Annotated in this window: 14 protein-coding genes; 4 read left to right on the top strand and 10 right to left on the bottom strand. The window is 53.2% G+C overall.

Annotation, left to right across the window (positions count from 1 at the left end; translation table 11 throughout):
* Window positions 1–91 precede the first annotated feature (91 nt).
* On the bottom strand, window positions 92–1,948 hold the full coding sequence (gene ltrA, locus PUR_RS02325; protein WP_179033851.1) for a group II intron reverse transcriptase/maturase: 1,857 nt from the start codon (window positions 1,946–1,948) through the stop codon (window positions 92–94).
* Window positions 1,949–2,806: 858 nt separating this feature from the next.
* Here ltrA and PUR_RS02320 point away from each other — a divergent pair.
* From PUR_RS02320 to PUR_RS02305, 4 genes are all read left to right on the top strand, one after another.
* The gene (locus tag PUR_RS02320; RefSeq protein ID WP_179033850.1) at window positions 2,807–3,367 is read left to right on the top strand and encodes an FMN-binding protein; all 561 of its coding nucleotides are present in this window, start codon (window positions 2,807–2,809) and stop codon (window positions 3,365–3,367) included.
* 47 nt (window positions 3,368–3,414) lie between these two features.
* Window positions 3,415–5,295 carry an FAD-dependent oxidoreductase gene (locus PUR_RS02315; RefSeq protein WP_179033849.1) on the top strand — a complete coding sequence of 627 codons (1,881 nt, stop codon included), beginning with the start codon at window positions 3,415–3,417 and terminating at the stop codon, window positions 5,293–5,295.
* 233 nt (window positions 5,296–5,528) lie between these two features.
* Window positions 5,529–5,990 carry a hypothetical protein gene (locus PUR_RS02310; protein WP_179033848.1) on the top strand — a complete coding sequence of 154 codons (462 nt, stop codon included), beginning with the start codon at window positions 5,529–5,531 and terminating at the stop codon, window positions 5,988–5,990.
* A gap of 7 nt (window positions 5,991–5,997) precedes the next feature.
* On the top strand, window positions 5,998–6,978 hold the full coding sequence (locus PUR_RS02305; RefSeq protein ID WP_179033847.1) for a polyprenyl synthetase family protein: 981 nt from the start codon (window positions 5,998–6,000) through the stop codon (window positions 6,976–6,978).
* A 106-nt stretch (window positions 6,979–7,084) separates the two neighbouring features.
* Here the strand turns inward: PUR_RS02305 and PUR_RS02300 are convergent, their stop codons facing one another.
* The 9 genes from PUR_RS02300 to PUR_RS02260 all read right to left on the bottom strand — a co-directional run bounded on the left by PUR_RS02300 (window position 7,085) and on the right by PUR_RS02260 (window position 16,502).
* Window positions 7,085–7,969, bottom strand: a complete 885-nt coding sequence (locus tag PUR_RS02300; protein ID WP_179033846.1) for a UbiA-like polyprenyltransferase — start codon at window positions 7,967–7,969, stop codon at window positions 7,085–7,087.
* A gap of 44 nt (window positions 7,970–8,013) precedes the next feature.
* Entirely contained in the window at window positions 8,014–9,324 is a 1,311-nt protein-coding gene (locus PUR_RS02295) for an aspartate aminotransferase family protein (protein ID WP_179033845.1), read from the bottom strand.
* Window positions 9,325–9,386: 62 nt separating this feature from the next.
* The gene (locus tag PUR_RS02290) at window positions 9,387–11,324 is read right to left on the bottom strand and encodes a peptidase U32 family protein (RefSeq protein ID WP_179033844.1); all 1,938 of its coding nucleotides are present in this window, start codon (window positions 11,322–11,324) and stop codon (window positions 9,387–9,389) included.
* A gap of 37 nt (window positions 11,325–11,361) precedes the next feature.
* Entirely contained in the window at window positions 11,362–12,153 is a 792-nt protein-coding gene (locus tag PUR_RS02285) for an energy-coupling factor transporter transmembrane component T family protein (RefSeq protein ID WP_179033843.1), read from the bottom strand.
* On the bottom strand, window positions 12,146–13,042 hold the full coding sequence (locus PUR_RS02280) for an energy-coupling factor transporter ATPase (RefSeq protein WP_179033842.1): 897 nt from the start codon (window positions 13,040–13,042) through the stop codon (window positions 12,146–12,148). Before PUR_RS02280 ends, PUR_RS02285 begins: the two co-directional genes overlap by 8 nt.
* Window positions 13,018–13,884: an ATP-binding cassette domain-containing protein gene (locus PUR_RS02275; protein WP_179033841.1), complete on the bottom strand. Its 867-nt coding sequence runs from the start codon at window positions 13,882–13,884 to the stop codon at window positions 13,018–13,020. The genes PUR_RS02280 and PUR_RS02275 overlap by 25 nt, the downstream gene beginning before the upstream one ends.
* A 32-nt stretch (window positions 13,885–13,916) precedes the next feature.
* Window positions 13,917–14,468, bottom strand: a complete 552-nt coding sequence (locus PUR_RS02270) for a Gx transporter family protein (RefSeq protein ID WP_025332917.1) — start codon at window positions 14,466–14,468, stop codon at window positions 13,917–13,919.
* Complete coding sequence (locus PUR_RS02265; RefSeq protein WP_179033840.1) at window positions 14,452–14,829, bottom strand: NusG domain II-containing protein; 378 nt, start codon at window positions 14,827–14,829, stop codon at window positions 14,452–14,454. The genes PUR_RS02270 and PUR_RS02265 overlap by 17 nt, the downstream gene beginning before the upstream one ends.
* Window positions 14,830–14,978: 149 nt before the next feature.
* Complete coding sequence (locus PUR_RS02260) at window positions 14,979–16,502, bottom strand: HD domain-containing phosphohydrolase (protein ID WP_179033839.1); 1,524 nt, start codon at window positions 16,500–16,502, stop codon at window positions 14,979–14,981.
* Window positions 16,503–16,632 lie beyond the last annotated feature (130 nt).

Genomic DNA, 16,632 nt, shown 5'->3' with positions numbered 1-16,632 from the left:
CCCTTTCCCCCCTAAGAACCGTACGTGTCTCTTTCAAGACATACGGCTCAAGTATGCTTTTATCTTTGTCTCTGGCTTTGCATGGACAGAATCAATTGAAATAGGATCTTTCGTTCCCATTCATTCGTCTTAAATAAGCTAGTCTTCTCTTATGCGCAAGAAGCTGTTTACCTGTCGGAATAGGACCTTTAGCAGGAAAGATTCGGTGGTGTTCTGTGTGACAAGAACTGTGGACTAGCCACAGGTTTTTGTAGCTGTTGTCCCCGCCGTGTACTCTCGGCTTACGGTGATGCACTTCATAACTTTCATTGGTTTCAACTAGTGACATTCCGCATAGCGGGCATTTGTACTTTTGCTTTTTGGCAAGTTTTTGCCTGCTTGCGATGTTATTACTGTTAAAGTTTTTTACAGCACGCGCCCTATAGTAAGACCCTAGACAGGGATCAAACGGAGTCGCTTTAAATTTAACGAGATCATGTCGGATATTTTCGGTCCATGCCATTTTGACCAATTGCAGGTACTTTTGATTTGGTGAGGATAGAATCCAAGCGTTTTTGCTCTGTCCTGTTACGTCTGATCTGAAATACCTGCTTACGATCCATTTTTGCGATTTCTTAGGGTGTAATGCTTTCAGGAATGTCTTTACTTTGATCCAGATATAATAGTCCATTGCTGCGAGAGTTTTCTTGCTAACCGTGTGTTTCCAAACGTTCGCTTTTCCACGAAGAATTGGGTTTAATTTTTTGATCAGGTCATCTACACTGCTTCCGCGCGTGACCTTGAATACCTCTTTTAGATCCGCTCTCGCTTTGTTAACACTCTTCTTGCTAGGTTTCACAAGGGTCTTATAGTAGGTTAGGGATTGTTTATAGCCTGTATTGGTATCTAGGATGCGTTTATGCGTCTCCCATTTTCGGAATGTGAAACCTAAGAAATCGAAGCCTTCAGTAACGTTGGTCACTTTAGTTTTATCTTCTGCCAGCGTTAGGCCGCGTTTTTGAAGATACGGCTTTAGCCTATCATACATAGAAGCAGCTTCCTCTTTCGTTTCGCATAGAATCACAAAATCATCAGCATATCGGACCACGGAGTAGGGTGTGCTTACTTTCCAGAAGCCTTCGGGATGAGCCGAATAGGGTTTTACAAACTGGTATTGGACCCCAACCTCTTTTTCCATTCCATGGAGAGCAATGTTTGCCAATAGCGGCGAAATGATCCCCCCTTGTGGCGTACCTGCCTCCGTATTGTGGAATACTCCATTGTCGATGTATCCTGCTTGTAGCCATTTTTTTATCGTGCGTGCGGTCGGAAACGTTTTTATCTGTTCATAGATATAAGAGTGATCCAGATTGTCGAAACAGCCTTTAAAATCTCCCTCGAATACCCACTTTTTTTTATTATTTCGCCCGTTAAGCTTAATAAAGATAGCCCCCACAGCATCGTGAATGCTTCTCTTAGGGCGGAATCCATACGATATGGATTCAAAACGTTCCTCCCACTGCGGCTCTAATGCAAGTTTAGCCACATATTGCCACACACGATCTTTGACCGTCGGAATCCCTAGAGGACGGAGCTTGCCATTTTTCTTCGGAATATAAGTGCGCCGTGTCGGTTTGGGGTTATGATTTGAAAGATGTTGATCCTTCATCTTGTTGTAGAGATCGACCCTGGCTGCAGGCGACAGCACTCTATATCCGTCAACCCCTGCCGTCCGTTTCCCCTGATTGATCTGGGTTACCCGTTTTATGCCTAACAGTAAAGCAGCTCTTGAACGAATGAGAAGCCGTTGCAAATTTCTTGTCTTCCTTGCATTGCCTTGAGACTCGGCACGGTAGATTCGCTGTTGCAACTTCCTCACGTACGTTTCGATAAAATGCCAATCCACATCCGACCAATCCGTAAGCGGAGGAACAGCGGACCGTGTAGAGTTGCATGATACGGTATTCATCACACATTTCCTCCTGTTATGAGTTTCGTTGCGTTTCGTTTTCCATCCGTGTTGCATACCTGTATGAAGTGGGCTTCCCTTTCGGGTAGGGCACAAGCCCTTATCCAGCGTCTTATTTCCTTTCGACTAAGCTTTCGCTCCACTGGCATTTGCTTTTTCATACATCCTTTACCCTCTAAAGAATTCGGTCTCCCTTACGATTGACTTACCGAGTAAAACCCGGACTTTAAAGGGCTTACCAAGTTCAGCATTGATCAGATACGAAGATCGTAGGTTTTCTCTCTACACCGCAGGGTTTTTGTGGATGTAACGGGCCGTAGTAAAAAGACGACGTTCTCCCTGGTCACAGGTATCAGTTCTTTTCCTGTGTTTTAAATTACGATGCTTACGAGAATTCGCTTGGCTACTTTAGGTTTTCCTCAGTCCTGACACGGGCTAATACCGCTAGGACGGCATATTTCCCTTTTCACCAACATAGCTAACCATAGACTGCATATACTTTTCCATATAAAAGCGAAGTTACACACAGACCCTTTTGATCCTCTCTCCCTAGCCCTGCCTTCGTATAGAACTAACTAGACAGGATACATTTAACCCTCTTGCAACCTAACGTCTTACTCACGATGTTTTTGTCTCACGACAGGTACTAATCGTTTTCATTTTACTCCTTGCGGTGGACGCAGTTTTGGGCGGGAGTACCTGTACATCTCAGGCACCTTGCCTCTATACTGTCATAAGGCAAAATATTTAGAAGCTCGGACTAATCGATAGAATTTCTCCTATTTGGAAAATGCTGCTTCTTGTCGCACTTTTACATTTTAATATATATATTTTAAACTATTTTTGGAGGTCATTCACGTGAAAAAAACAACTGTAGTAGTATCCAGCGCCCTGCTTCTCGGCTTGCTTGCCGCAGGCTGTGGCAGCAACAACAGCGCTCCTGCCGCCAGCACAGCTCCGGCTGCCAGCACAGCACCTGCTGCTAGCACAGCACCTGCTGCTAGCACGGCTCCTGCCGCCAGCACAGCTCCTGCCGCATCCGCAGCTGCCGCGCAGTACAAAGACGGCGTATATAAAGCCGAAGGCGAAATGGACGCCAAGAGCGGCTGGAAATCTACTGCCGAAGTTACGGTTGCGAACGGAGCCGTGTCCGCCGTTAAATTCTCCGGTGTCGACAAAGACGGCAATGACAAGCAGCAGTTCTCCAAAGACGGCAAGTACGGCATGAAGGAAAAAAATCCTGCAGCCCTGGCCGAATGGCATGAGGAAATTGCCAAAGCCGAACAATATTACCTGGCCAACCAAGGCGCGGCTCCCGCGTTTAACGCCGAAGGAAAAACCGATGCAATCTCCGGCGTATCCGTCAGCGTAGGCGAATATTGGACCCTGGCAGAAAAAGCACTCGAACAAGCGAAGTAATTCGCGGTTCCTCCTGCAGCTAATCAGACAAACGAGGTGAGTTTCTTTTGAAAAGAATAGTAGTTCTTGGCGGCGGATACGGCGGTGTACTTACAGCCAAAAAGCTCGCAAAGAAATTAAAAAACAACAAAGACATTGAAATCAAGCTGATCGACCGGAACCCTTATCATACTCTCTTGACTGAGCTGCATGAGGTCTCCGCGAACCGCGCTCCAGAGGATTCGATCAAGATTGACCTGAAGAAAATTTTTGCCGGCCTCAAAGTGGACGTTGTCCTTGATGAGATCAGCAATATCGACTTCAAAGGCAAGAAACTTACGTCCGAGAAGGCAGTCTACGAATACGACTACCTCGTAATCGGTACAGGCAGCAAGCCGACCTTCTTCGGAATTCCCGGCGCAGAAGAGAACACCTTCTCTTTCTGGTCCTATGACGACGCCGTTGCACTGAAACTCCAAATCCGTGACATGTTCACGCAGGCGGCCAAAGAAAAGAATCCGGAAGTCCGCCGTTCCATGCTGACCTTCGTTATCGTCGGCGCAGGCTTCACCGGTGTTGAACTCGTAGGCGAAATGGCGGAATACCGCGAAGAGCTGTGCAAAGAGTTCTTTATCGATCCGAAGGATGTGCGGTTGATCGTTGCCGATATGGCTCCGAAAATTTTGCCGATCCTGCCCGATAAGCTGATTCGTAAAGCCGAGGCGCATTTGCGCAAGCTGAACGTGGAAATCGTTACCGGCGCCAAAATCACCGAAGTGGGCACAGGAAGCGTTTCTCTCGGCGAGAAGAATGTCGTGGCCGCCAACACTATCGTCTGGACGGCAGGCGTCGAAGGCTCCGAGCTTGTGGGCAAACTTGATGTTCAGCAGCAAGGACGCAAGCGTATTGTCACCAACGAGCATCTGGAAAGCGTAGACCACAAGAACGTATATATTGTCGGCGACAACATCTTCTACATTGTCGAAGGCGAAGAGCGTCCCGTTCCGCAAATGGTCGAGAATGCCGAGCTTGCAGCTCCGCTGATTGCCGGCAACATTGTCGCCGACATTAACGGAACCGCGAAAAAGGGATATAAACCGGCCTTCCACGGCACGATGGTATCGATCGGAAGCCGCTACGGCGTAGCCAATGTCGGCCTTCCGAACAAAATGTTCATGCTCACCGGATTCATGGCTATGTTTGCCAAGCATATGATCAATATCTACTATCTGTCCGGTGTCGTCGGCTTCAATAAAGTTTGGACTTATATGATGCACGAGTTCTTCCACGTGGAGAACCGCAGAAGCTTCGTCGGCGGATATTTCTCCAAGCGCTCCCCGAACTTCTGGCTCGTTCCGCTTCGCATGCTGCTTGGCGGCATGTGGTTGTATGAGGGCATCGACAAATTAAGAAAGATTTGGGTAGACCCGAACAAGATTTTCCTGATTCCGGCAGCGCCATATCTTAAGGACGCGACTTCGGCGGCAAGCGAAGCGGTAGATGCGGTTAAGACTACGGTCGACGCCCAATCGGCGGCATCGGCAGTGGATACGGCCAAAGAAGCGGTTTCCGCTCTTCCGGTTCCGAAGTTCATCTACAACATTTCGAACTGGTTCATGGATCTCATGTTCTATAAACCGGACGGCAACTTCACTTTCCTCGCTAAGTGGTTCCAAATCGGTATGGTTTGTGCCGAAATCGTGCTGGGTATCATGCTCATTGTCGGTCTGTTCACCGCGATCGCTTCAATAGCGACGATAGGCATGGCCGTCATGATCTGGACGACCAAAATGGCAGCTACGGAAATGCTCTGGTATGTAGCAGCGGCAATCGCCTGCATCGGCGGTTCCGGCAGCGTCTTCGGTCTTGATTACTACGTTCTGCCTTGGCTTAAGAAGCAGTGGAAGAAAATTCCACTTGTAAGGCGCTGGTATCTGTACACCGACTGAAGCAGTTGATTTAATCAGTCCAGGCAATCCCGCCTTACCCAAATAGCAATTCCTTAAAGTAATAATAAAAGTCATCTATGTGTTTTTTATGTTGATTTATACAAGCTTAATAACAAACTTTATGGAGTAATGTGTCCTTTCGGCACATTACTCTCCTTATTTAAGAGAGGTTTTGTAAGGATGATCCAGGCGTTTGACTGCTTCCGCAAAACCGACAAGAAGGAGAGAATCTTGTGGACAGACAACTCATTGGAGATACTCTTCGGCTGCTCCAGGCTGAATTGTCGCCCATCGCCGGAATTCAGCTTCCTTTCTCTCCGGCGGAAGGCGAAGGTCTGCTCTCGGTAATGGAAGGCTATAACCTGGAATACAGCCGTAAACTGCACTTCATGGGCATTTATATTATTCTTGTGCAGGCCGCCCGCCGGCATATGGAATGCTCCGCGAATCATCCTGATTTGATCCGCAATGTGCTCGACGGAGATTATTTATATAGCTTTTACCTTCAGTTCGCCATAAAGCACCGTGAACTGGATGCCGTGGTCTTTCTGGCTCCTTTTATTAAGCAGCAGCAGATCAGAATAGCTAACGGAGACTATGCCGAACTGGATCTCATTACCCTAATCGGACAATTCCTGAATGCCGAATTTAAAAAAAAGCGTCGTTCGGAAAAAGCGATAGAACAGGTGGGATAGCACCAACATGAAGCTGCACGAAGCCTTGAATATCGACATTTCGACAGTTAACCTTGAAATCGAACGTCTAGTAACGCGCGACAAGGATGTGCCCGGCGGATCACCGCTGGCGAAAGGCGTGCTGGAGCTTATCGGCTCCGGAGGCAAACGGCTTCGCCCGCTTATGGTGATTGTCGGCAGCCGGTTCGGCCGGAAGGGGCAGGGCCGCCGCACGCTCCAGTTGGCCGCTGCGGCCGAGTTCATCCATGCGGCTTCGCTCGTTCATGACGATATCATTGATGATGCCAAGCTGCGGCGCGGGAGTCCCGCCCTGCATACTCAGACGGGGGTTCTCTCAGCCGTCCATATCGGCAACTATATGTCTGCAAGGGTTATCGAGCTGTTAGGCAAGCATGCGGGAGATAAAAACCAATATGTTCATGATCTGTCGGCCATCGCCACCGCCCAGCTGTGCATTGGGGAATACCAGCAGATGGAGCACGCCTATGATTACGATCTGACCTTGGAGCAGTATCTGGAGAAATCGCTCAACAAAACGGCTCTTCTGATGGCGACCTGCCTTCGCGTGGGAGCCCTGTCGGCCGAATGCACGGAGGAAACGGCTGCCGCTTTGTATGCTTTCGGCGAGGCGCTCGGCATCGCCTTTCAGATACAGGACGATCTGCTGGACTTCACCCAATCGTCAGAGACGCTCGGCAAGCCTGCCGGCAGTGACCTGCGCCACGGCCAGGTCACTCTTCCCGTACTTTACGCGCTGCAGGACCCCGAGCTTGCTGCGCGCATCCGCTGCGTCGGCCCCGAATCTCCGGAAGCCGACATCGAGGAAGCTCTGGCGGCCATCTCCGGCAGCGGTGCGCTCGCCCGCACGGAAGAAATGAGCCGCCATTATCTGGAGCAGGCGGCCGTCATTGCGAAGCGGTTGTCCTCCTATCCGGCCCATGCCGATCTGGAGACGCTGATTGCGTTCTTTGCGGGAAGGGACCGCTGAACCTCCCAAGCATTAAATCATACGAAAAGGCGGATACTCCTGCGATGGAGTATCCGCCTTTTTTAATTCTCCTTTTCCTTTTTGACTACCGGGACGCATAGATGGCTCAGCTTACATAGAAGTAATCAACCAGCGTACAAGTTAAGATGACCAAGCTGATCACCTGGTTCAGATTGTAGGAGGCTACCTTCATCAGCCGCCGGTTCGACGGCTTGATGATGTTGTGCTCCGTCATCAGAAGCAGGGTGGCGATGCCGATGCCGACAAGATATATCCAGCCCAGTCCGCGCCACACATACAGGAAGAGCAGCAGCATAATCATGATAAAATGCAGAGCCTTTGCAATGCGGAGCGCGTTCTCCAGTCCAAAGTAGCTGGGAATGGACCACAGTCCGGCGCGGCGGTCGAATTCGATATCCTGGGTGCCGTATATAATATCGAAGCCGGCAATCCACAGCATGACGACCGTACCGATGACAAAAGGCGTAAAAGCGATTTGCCCGGTTACCGCAAACCACGCGCCGATCGGGGCCGAGGCGATAACAAAGCCCAGATACAGATGGCTGAGGTAGGTGAAGCGCTTGGTATAGGAGTAGGTTGAGATCAATACGATCGCCACGGGCGAGAGGATCAGGCACAGCAGATTCAGCATTCCCGAAGCGGCTATGAAAATCGCGTAGTTGACGACAACGAACACGGCAACTTCCTTCTCCGCCAGCAGACGCTGCGGAAGATGCCGATGTGCCGTTCGCGGGTTCTGGCCGTCAAAGGTTCGGTCGACCAGACGATTGAACGCATTGGCGCCGTTGCGAGCGCCGATAAGGGCGATCAGCCCCCACAGCATGATACGGCCCGAAGGCCAGCCCCCGGCTGCCCATACCATGGATATGATGGCAAAAGGCAGTGAGAACAGCGTATGCGAGAACATGACCAGCTCGCCGAACATTTTGAGTTTATGCGCCGCAATTTTGCAGGCATTAATAATGACCATAGCATTTCTTCCCCATTCTTTCTCTTGTTGCTTCCGGCCCTGCGCTACATTTCCTGAGAAAGCGCTGTTCCTGCAAGAATATGGGACAGCGTCTCGTCCAGCGCCTTAAGCAAACCGTCGATATCTTCTTCCATAATAACAAGCGGCGGCTGGAAGGCCAATACATTTCGGCCCACTCCGTTCTTCCCGATCAAATATCCCCGGTCTTTCATTTCTTCGAGCACTTCATCCGTAAAGGCTGCGCTTTCTGCTGCTCCGCTGACACGCAGCTCGGCGCCCAGCATAAGCCCTGCTCCGCGCACATCGGCGATGTGCGCCGGATAGCGGCGCTGAAGGGCTTTAAGCCCTTCCTTCAGCTTCGCGCCCAGCCGCTCCGCCCGCTCGGGAAGCCGCTCCGCCTCGATGTAATCGAGCACAGCCAGCGCCGTCGCCGCCGACACCGGATTTCCGCCGAAGGTGGAGGCGGACGGCGTATTCAGGGAACGTGCGATTTCATCGGTGGCCGCAAAGGCGGCCACCGGCACGCCGTTGCCGAGCGCCTTGGCCATCGTGATGATATCCGGCACGACGCCGAAATGCTCCATGGCGAACATGGCGCCCGTGCGCCCGAAGCCGGTCTGGATCTCGTCGGCAATCAGCAGGACGCTGTACTGCTCCAGCAGCGTCTTGACCGAGCGAAAGTACGAAAGCTCCGGCATAATCATCCCGCCGTTGCCCTGGATCGGTTCGGCGATCAGGGCGGCAATCGTCTCTCCCTTTTCTTCAAGAACCCTTTTCAGATCGTCAAGAGACCGCTCAGCGGCCTGTTCCGGCGTCAGTTCGGGATCATAGGGACGCCGGATAAAGGTTACATCCTCATCCAAATATTTATCGGTCCGCCACATGGACAGCCCCGTTACGCTCATTGTCAGATTGGTCCGCCCGTGCAGCCCGCTTTCCAGCGCAATAAATCCTTTGCGTCCGGTATGCAGTCTTGCCAGCAGCAGCGCGCCCTCATTGGCCTCCGAGCCGCTGTTCACGAAGAACGTGCGTCTTAAATCCCCGGGAAGCACTTTCTCCAGCCTCTCCGCCAGATCAACGTTCGGCTGGGTCAGATACACCGTCGTCGTATGCTGCAGCTGCTGCAGCTGGTGAATGGTCCGCGCCGTAATCGCCGGATTGCAGTGTCCGCAGGCGACCACCGACACCCCGGCGAAGAAATCGGTGTATTCTTTGCCGTTCTCGTCATAGACATGCTGCATCGACCCGCGGACAAGCTGCGGCGAATTCCGGTAAAAATGCTGCGTACAGGGATAAAAAAACTGTTTGCGCTTGGCCGCGACGGCCTCTCTGCCGATCATTTCCTTCTCGTTCATATCCAGTCCCCCTTTTTCTGAAAACACCGTCCAATCACTTGCCGCAGAGCGCTCCGCAAACGTTAATTGAATTGCAATGATCCCAGTGTATAGCCCGCATAGAAAGGCTGCAGGCCCTCTGCCGTCCCTTCTCCGGAACCGGAACTGCCGTTTATTGCGTGCCGATAAGCATTCAGGATCGCGCGCAGCTGCTCCGGTGAATAGGTCGCTCCCTCGATGCGGAAACAGGAAATGCCCGCTGTATTCAGTTCTTCCAGCATCGGCAAATAGCACAGCTCTTTGGAGAACAGCAGATGGCAGCGGCCATGCTGATCGCGGTACACCGGATTTTCCCCTTTGTCGGTCATCAGAACAAGCACGTCATTGCCCACATAGAGATTGTCTTCCTCGCCGATCGGTTCCATCACTTCGGTATTTTCATATAAATCATGCTCCATGTACATCAGCGCAGGCGTGCCGTGCACCACCATCTCCAGCGGCAGCGCGCAGCGGGGGGCAAAGGCAGCAAAATGCTCCAGCGTCATTTCGGGCGATACGGAAATCCGCTGAAGTCCAAGCCCTGCGTACAGCCCGGCGGCAAGGGTATTGTAAATATTAAGGCTAGAGTCACCGATCAACGGATATCCCGCTCTGTTATAGCGGCGGATTGCGCCAAGATTCGTTGCGAGCAGTCCGTCAATCGGGAGACGTTCTCCATGAATCAGCAGCTGGTCGTATTGGTCAAAATGCAGCTCCGTCATCATTCGCGGCAGTCCCAGAACCAGCTTCGTTTCCCCTTTGATCGCGCCCAGTTCCAGAAGGTCGCGCTTGGTGAACGGACGGTCGGGCTCGTAGACATCGCCGGACAGATACAGATGCTCCACCCCTGCTTCCAGGGCGGCCTTGGCCTGCGCCATGTTGTTGACGCGTACCGCAAGCTCGGGCTTCATCCGCTCACGTTCTCGATTCCCCTCCGCCGCCAGCCGTTCCCGCAGCTGCTCCACACGCTCTTCGGACAGCTCGCGCTCCGCCGTAGGCGTACTGAACACCTTGCCCGTGCTGTAGAACTTGCCGGTCCCTTCGTACCGCCGGTTAATGTTCCGGAGTCCCGGCTTACCGAACGCATAAGCGGTCGAGAAATCACGTTTGCGGTTGTTGTACAGCAGCTTCGAATCCACCGTCCGGTCAAAACCTGCAGGATCGTCGATATACCGGTCAATTGCCTCGCCGTAGCTGTTGACGAGCATGACCATAAAATCTTTGTCGCGCATGCGGCCTTCGATTTTGAAAGAGGTGATTCCCGATTCGATCAGCTCGGGCAGATTCTCGTACATGAACATATCCTTGACCGCGAGCGGGTATTCCGCAGGGAAGATGTAGCCGTCTTTTTTAATCCGGTAATCCCAGCGGCACGGCTTCATGCATTTGCCCCGGTTACTGCTCATCCCGAACACATGGGAGCTGTAATAGCAGTTCGCGCCGTGGACGGAGCACATGTCGCCGTGGACGAAATACTCCAGCTCCATTCCGCTTGCTGATCCCAGCAGCTTCGCCGTCTGCAGATCCATCTCCCGCGAGGTGACGACGCGGCTTACACCAAGCTCGTGCAGCGCGTGGATCATCTCCAGATTATGTACATTCATCATAACCGAAGCATGGATGGGCAGCGTAAGTCCCATTTCCCGAATCAGCTCCGGCACCGCCAGATCCTGCACGATCAGCGCGTCCGGACGGACACTCTCCAGATAAGTCAGGTATTCGCGGGCTTCTTCGATCTCCTGTTCGCTGAACAGGTTGTTGACGGTGATATACACCTTTTTGCCAAGACCATGGGCGATGTCCAGCGCCTCCGCAATCTCCTCCAGAGATAAATTGTAGCCCTTACGCATCATTCTCATATTCAGCACGGGGCCGCCAAGATAGACCGCATCGCAGCGGGATTGCACAACCTCTTTAAATATCTCAAAAGTGCCGGCCGGAGCCAGCAGTTCAATTTCTCTTCCGTTAAAATAACGCGTCATTCGTGTTCCTCCTTAGACTCTCCTGGTGCTTTCCTATTCACAGGATGGCAGCTGCAATGCCCAGCATAATAAACATAGCGATAAAAAAAGTATCGGCCCAGCCCCACCTCAGACGGTGATAACGCGAACGGGGAGCATCCATCCGGAAGCCCCGGGCTTCCATGGAATAGACCAGGTCCTGCGCACGCCGGAACGCTCCGGCAATGACGGGAACAAGCAGCGTCACCAGCATCCGGCCTTTCTCCTTAAACGGCAGCTCGCTTAAATCGGCGCCGCGCGAGGCCTGCGCCTTCAGAACAATCTGCACCTCGTCCAGAATGGTCGGAATGAACCGCAGGGCGAGGCTGACCATCAGCGTAAAGCGGCTCGGAGAAAGCCCAATGAACCGGAGCGGCGACAATATCCCCTCCAGGCCCTGGTTCAACCGGGCCGGAGTAGTTGTGAACGTCAGCAGCGCGGTAAAGGCGACCAGCAGGAACGTGCGGATGACAGCGAACACGCCAAGCCTGAGTCCGGCCTCGTGAAGGGAGAAAGAGCCGATGGTCAGCAGCGCCGCCCCTTCCTTGACCGTCAGCAGCTGGACGATAAAAATAAACAGCATTAAATATCGAAGCGGCTTGGCCGCTTTCAAATAATATTGCAGTGGAATCCGGGTGGAAACCGCCACCACCACCGAGAATACGGCAAGCAGCGCCATGGCTGGCCAGGACCGGGACAACAAAATGGCGGCGACGTACAGCAGCATGCCGATGAGTTTCGACCGGGGGTCCAGCTTATGCACCCAGGAGCCGGTCTCAATGCTTCTGCCGAGCAGCAAACGATCATTCATGGCCGGTCCCCTTTTCGCCAACCCGGCCGGAACTACCGCTTTTCCTCGACACAATAAGCTCCGCCAGGCCTTCCGGCGTCAGCCTCGGTTCTTCGTCTTCAAGACCCAGCCGGTCCGCGACCGCCCGCCAGTAGCGCAGAGAGTCCGGCACCGCCAGACCGCAGCGCGTCAGCAAAGACGGGTCCGCCGCCAGTTCCCGGACGCTGCCCTGAAAGACGGACCGGCCCTGGTCAAGAATGACCCAGCGGTCGGCATAGGGCAGAAGCTCGTCCATCCGGTGTGTGACGATAATGACGGTCCGCCCGCGTTCCCGGCACAGACGCGTGAGCAGCCCGATCAGTTCCTTGCGGCTGACCGGGTCCAGCGAGGCCGTCGGCTCGTCCAGCACGACAATCTCGGGATCGGCGGCCAGCACCGAAGCGATGGCCGCCTTGCGCATTTGCCCACCGCTTAGGCGGAACGGATTGCGTTCCAGCAGCGCAAGGTCCAGCCCCATATCAAGCATCGCCTGGCGGGCGCGTTCCAGCGCCTCATCCGGACTCATGCCGAAGTTGAGCGGGCCGAAGCACAGATCTTTCTCCACCGTCTCCGCGAACATCTGCTGCTCCGGAAATTGGAAGACCAGCCCGACACGCCGCCTTAGCGGCAGCAGCTTGGGCGTCTTCTCCCCAGCCCGGAGCGTAATATCCAGAACCGACACCGTTCCCTGCGTCGGCCTTAAGATCCCATTGAGCAGCTGAAGCAGCGTCGATTTGCCGCAGCCGGTGGCTCCGGCGATGCCGACCATCGTCCCTTGGGGAAGTTCGAAATCAATTCCATGCAGCGCCGTCTGCCGCCACAGACTCCGCTCCGAATACGTATAGCTTACTTGCTGCAGTTGAATGGCCATAGCGTTTCTATTAACTCCTTTTCACTGGCGGGAACGCCGATCGCAAGGCCCAGGACTTCAAGCTCGCGGCTCAGCTCCCAGGCGTACGGCGCATGCAGGCGGCACTCTTCCATCAGCCCGGGGCTGCGGAACAGCTCAGCCGGCGTCATATCCCCCGCCAGCCCGCCTCCGCACAGCGCGAGCACGCGCTGCGAGGCCAGGATTTCATCGGCATCATGCGTAATCATGAGAATCGTATACCCTTCGGCATGCATGTCCCTCAAAATGTCCAGCAGCCCGTTCCTGCTCTCTTCGTCCAACATGGAAGAGGCCTCGTCAAAGATGACGACGCCCGGCTCCATAGCAAGAATGGAGACAATCGCGACCCGCTGCTTCTGCCCTCCGGACAGCTCCCCGGGGTGCTTGGCCAGCAGACCGGAAATCCCGAGCTTGCCGGCATAGAGCCGCAGACGGCGGTCCATCTCCTCCCGAGACAGACACAACCCTTCCAGACCAAACAGAATATCCTCCTCCACCGTTTCCCCGACGAACTGGTTATCCGGATTCTGGAATACCATACCGATTGTCCGGCGAATGCTTAAGATGCTTTCTTCGCTCAGCTTCTCGCCGCACACGGTAATTTCTCCGGCGCTTTTGGGAAGCAGCGCGTTCAGCAGCTTCACCAGCGTCGATTTGCCCGAGCCGCTCTCGCCGACCAGGCTGACCCACTGTCCCTGCGGAATGCGCAGCGAGAGGCCGTGCAGGATCGGATTCTCCGGATCATAACCGAATGACACGTCCTTCAGCACGATAGCGTCAGGGCCATGCTCTGCGGAATGCCCCTTCCCGTCCCTTTCATTCATGTGGTTCATCCTCCCAGCGGCTGTGAAGGCGCTTAGCGTAAAAATTCCTCAAACAGCGATATTTTGGACAATGAGGACACCAAATAACGAACCGCATAGCCGACCGCGATGCCGGTGACAATCCCGGTCACCAGCAGGATCGGCAAATAATACAGAATGCTTGAGGTGCCCATTACGATGGACGCCGCAGCCAGCTGCCCGATATTATGGGCGATGCTGCCCGCGATGCTGACCCCGATCAGACTCAGCCGATTGCGCCCTCCCTTCATCAGAAGGAACATGACCGCAAAGCTGAGCAGCGAGCCGAACAAGCTGAACAGCAGACTGGAGAAGGTGCCCAGGATAAAAGCGGTAAGAAGCGTTTTCAGTATAACGAGCATAAAAGCGTCGCGTCCGCGCAAAAAATAAATGCAGGTCAAAATCATAATGTTGGCAAAGCCCAGCTTCGCCCCCGGCATCAGTCCCATCGCGGATAAAGGAATTTGGGCTTCCACAATGCCCAATACGACGGCAACCGCGGAAAAGATCGCGATAATGACCGTCTTCTTCAGCGCCTGGGTTGATTCGCTACCTGACAATCCCATCTATTTCGTCCTCCCCCGCCCCACTTGCGATTTCCACCAGAACCCGATGCGGCAGACAGACAATCGTCTGCTTGGGAAGGGAAATAAATCCGAACCCCAGACATACCTTGTCGGGGCAGTCCGCATCATACATCTCTATGCCATAGTCATGCACTTTAAGGATGTTGTAGCCGCGTTCCGTCCGGATATCAATGGTCTGTTCTTCTTTGGTCAGCTTTACGGTACGGTAATGCTTGCCGTCCACCGTTACATTGGCTATCAGCTCTTTCCCCTTGGCATCTGTGCCGAAATAGCGGGGGACAAGAAAAGCGAGCGCAGCAATCAATACGACGGCAACCAGCAGCATATCTGCGCGTTTCATAAAATTCTCCCTTATTTTTTAATTAAATAATAACCAGACTTTTTAATTATAACGGTCTGCTCTAAATCCTTCAATGAAAGCGAAAGTTTGATTGCCCAATTTCCGGCGGACTTCACAAAAATGTATATTTATCATTGTAGAAAAAAGGATTATCCGGTTTTTTCAGGATAACCCTCGCCTCTGGAACCGCATATTTTACCGAAATAGGACAAGAACAAAGCCGCAAATTCCGGGTCCCACTGGGTCCCTCTTCCTTTCTCCAATATGGCGAGCGCCTGCTCATGGGCTATGCCTTTGCGGTAAGGGCGATCCGACGTCATCGCATCATAAGCGTCGGCAACCGCGATAATCCGGCCAAACAGCGGGATGGCGTCACCGCTCAGCCCGTCGGGATATCCTTTTCCGTCATAACGTTCATGATGCGAACGCACACCGCCGAGGTACGGCGCTATTTTCTCCTGTGGCTCAATCTGGCCCAAAATATTCACACCGAGCACGGGATGGCTCTTAATCTGGTCGAACTCCTCGTCCGTAAGCTTCCCTTCCTTGAACAGCACGCTGTCCCGTACTCCGAGCTTCCCGATGTCATGCAGAAGAGCGCTTTTGTGAAGGTTGTCGAGCTCCTGGCCGCGCATCCCTGAGAGTTTTCCGATAATGACGGAATATTCCGCCACGCGGACCGAATGGCCGGCCGTATACGAATCTCTGGCGTCAAGCGCCACCGCGAGCGTTGTGAACAAGCTGTCCAGCATCTGCCGGTTCTGGCGCTCCCGGACCTCAAGGCCCTTAGTCATCATGTTGAATCCTGCCACCAGCCGGGAGAACTCATCCGAATAGTGGTTCTGCAGCTGCAGGAGACGGCCGTCTTTAACTTCGTTCATCGCCTCGTACAACTGCTGGATGGGCCGCTGCACGCTCCGCGTGAGGAGAAGGGCGGCGATCATGGAGAAAAGAATGCCCAGCATAACCACAAGGCCCGCCCACGCCCAATAGCTGCGCATCGACGCACCGCTGAGACTGCCCAGCCGCACCTGGGTCATCACGCTGAATAAAAAAAGCGGAAAGGTTCCAATCAGCGTACAGCTGATCAGAAACTTGGGGCCAATAGACACATAGCTGTGCTCCTCCAGCGAGAAGTCGACCTTATGCCTTGTCAGCGCCTCCTCCCGGAAGTGCCGCACCAGGACGGGGATGGCCGCTTCGGTCAGATAAAATTCAATCAGCGCATGCATGCTCGCAATCAATACCGCTCCGATCAACCCAAGACCGATATACATATAGGGAAGATGGAGCAGTCCCGAATGAATCATCCAGACCGCAGCAAGGCTCGACGGCACCGACAGACCGAACAGATGAGGACCGAAAATACGCTTGACCGCCAGCATCGGCAGCCGGTGTGTCCGCAAATAGGCGCTCCTCAGCATCTCAAGCGAAGGCTCCGGCTCCGCGAAAGCGAGGCGGACGGGTTCAATATGTTTTTTGAACTGCCGCAACTCGGCAAACACCATAATGACAAACGAAAAGCATAGATTAAGGACCAGCCGTCCATACTCGGCTTCGCTGATCTCAAGCGTGGTGCCTATCAGCAGGCCGCCCCCCGCAATGACGGCTACCCCGGAACCGCATAAATAATGGAGGATCTGCTTTTTTAAAAAGGATTTATAAATATTCATGTCTCCTCCATTTTCCTTTTTCCTCAATATTTAGTTTGTATTCAACCTTGTCATGTGCTATACTAAAGTAATATTTGATTTTCCCTGCATGAAAAATTCGCTAAAAAAGGATCGCACAGGAGCAACTTAC

The organism is Paenibacillus sp. URB8-2 (genome assembly GCF_013393385.1).
Taxonomy (GTDB): Bacteria; Bacillota; Bacilli; order Paenibacillales; family Paenibacillaceae; genus Paenibacillus_AQ.
Note: the sequence above shows the minus strand (reverse complement) of the source record. Positions and strands in the feature narration are given on the sequence as shown.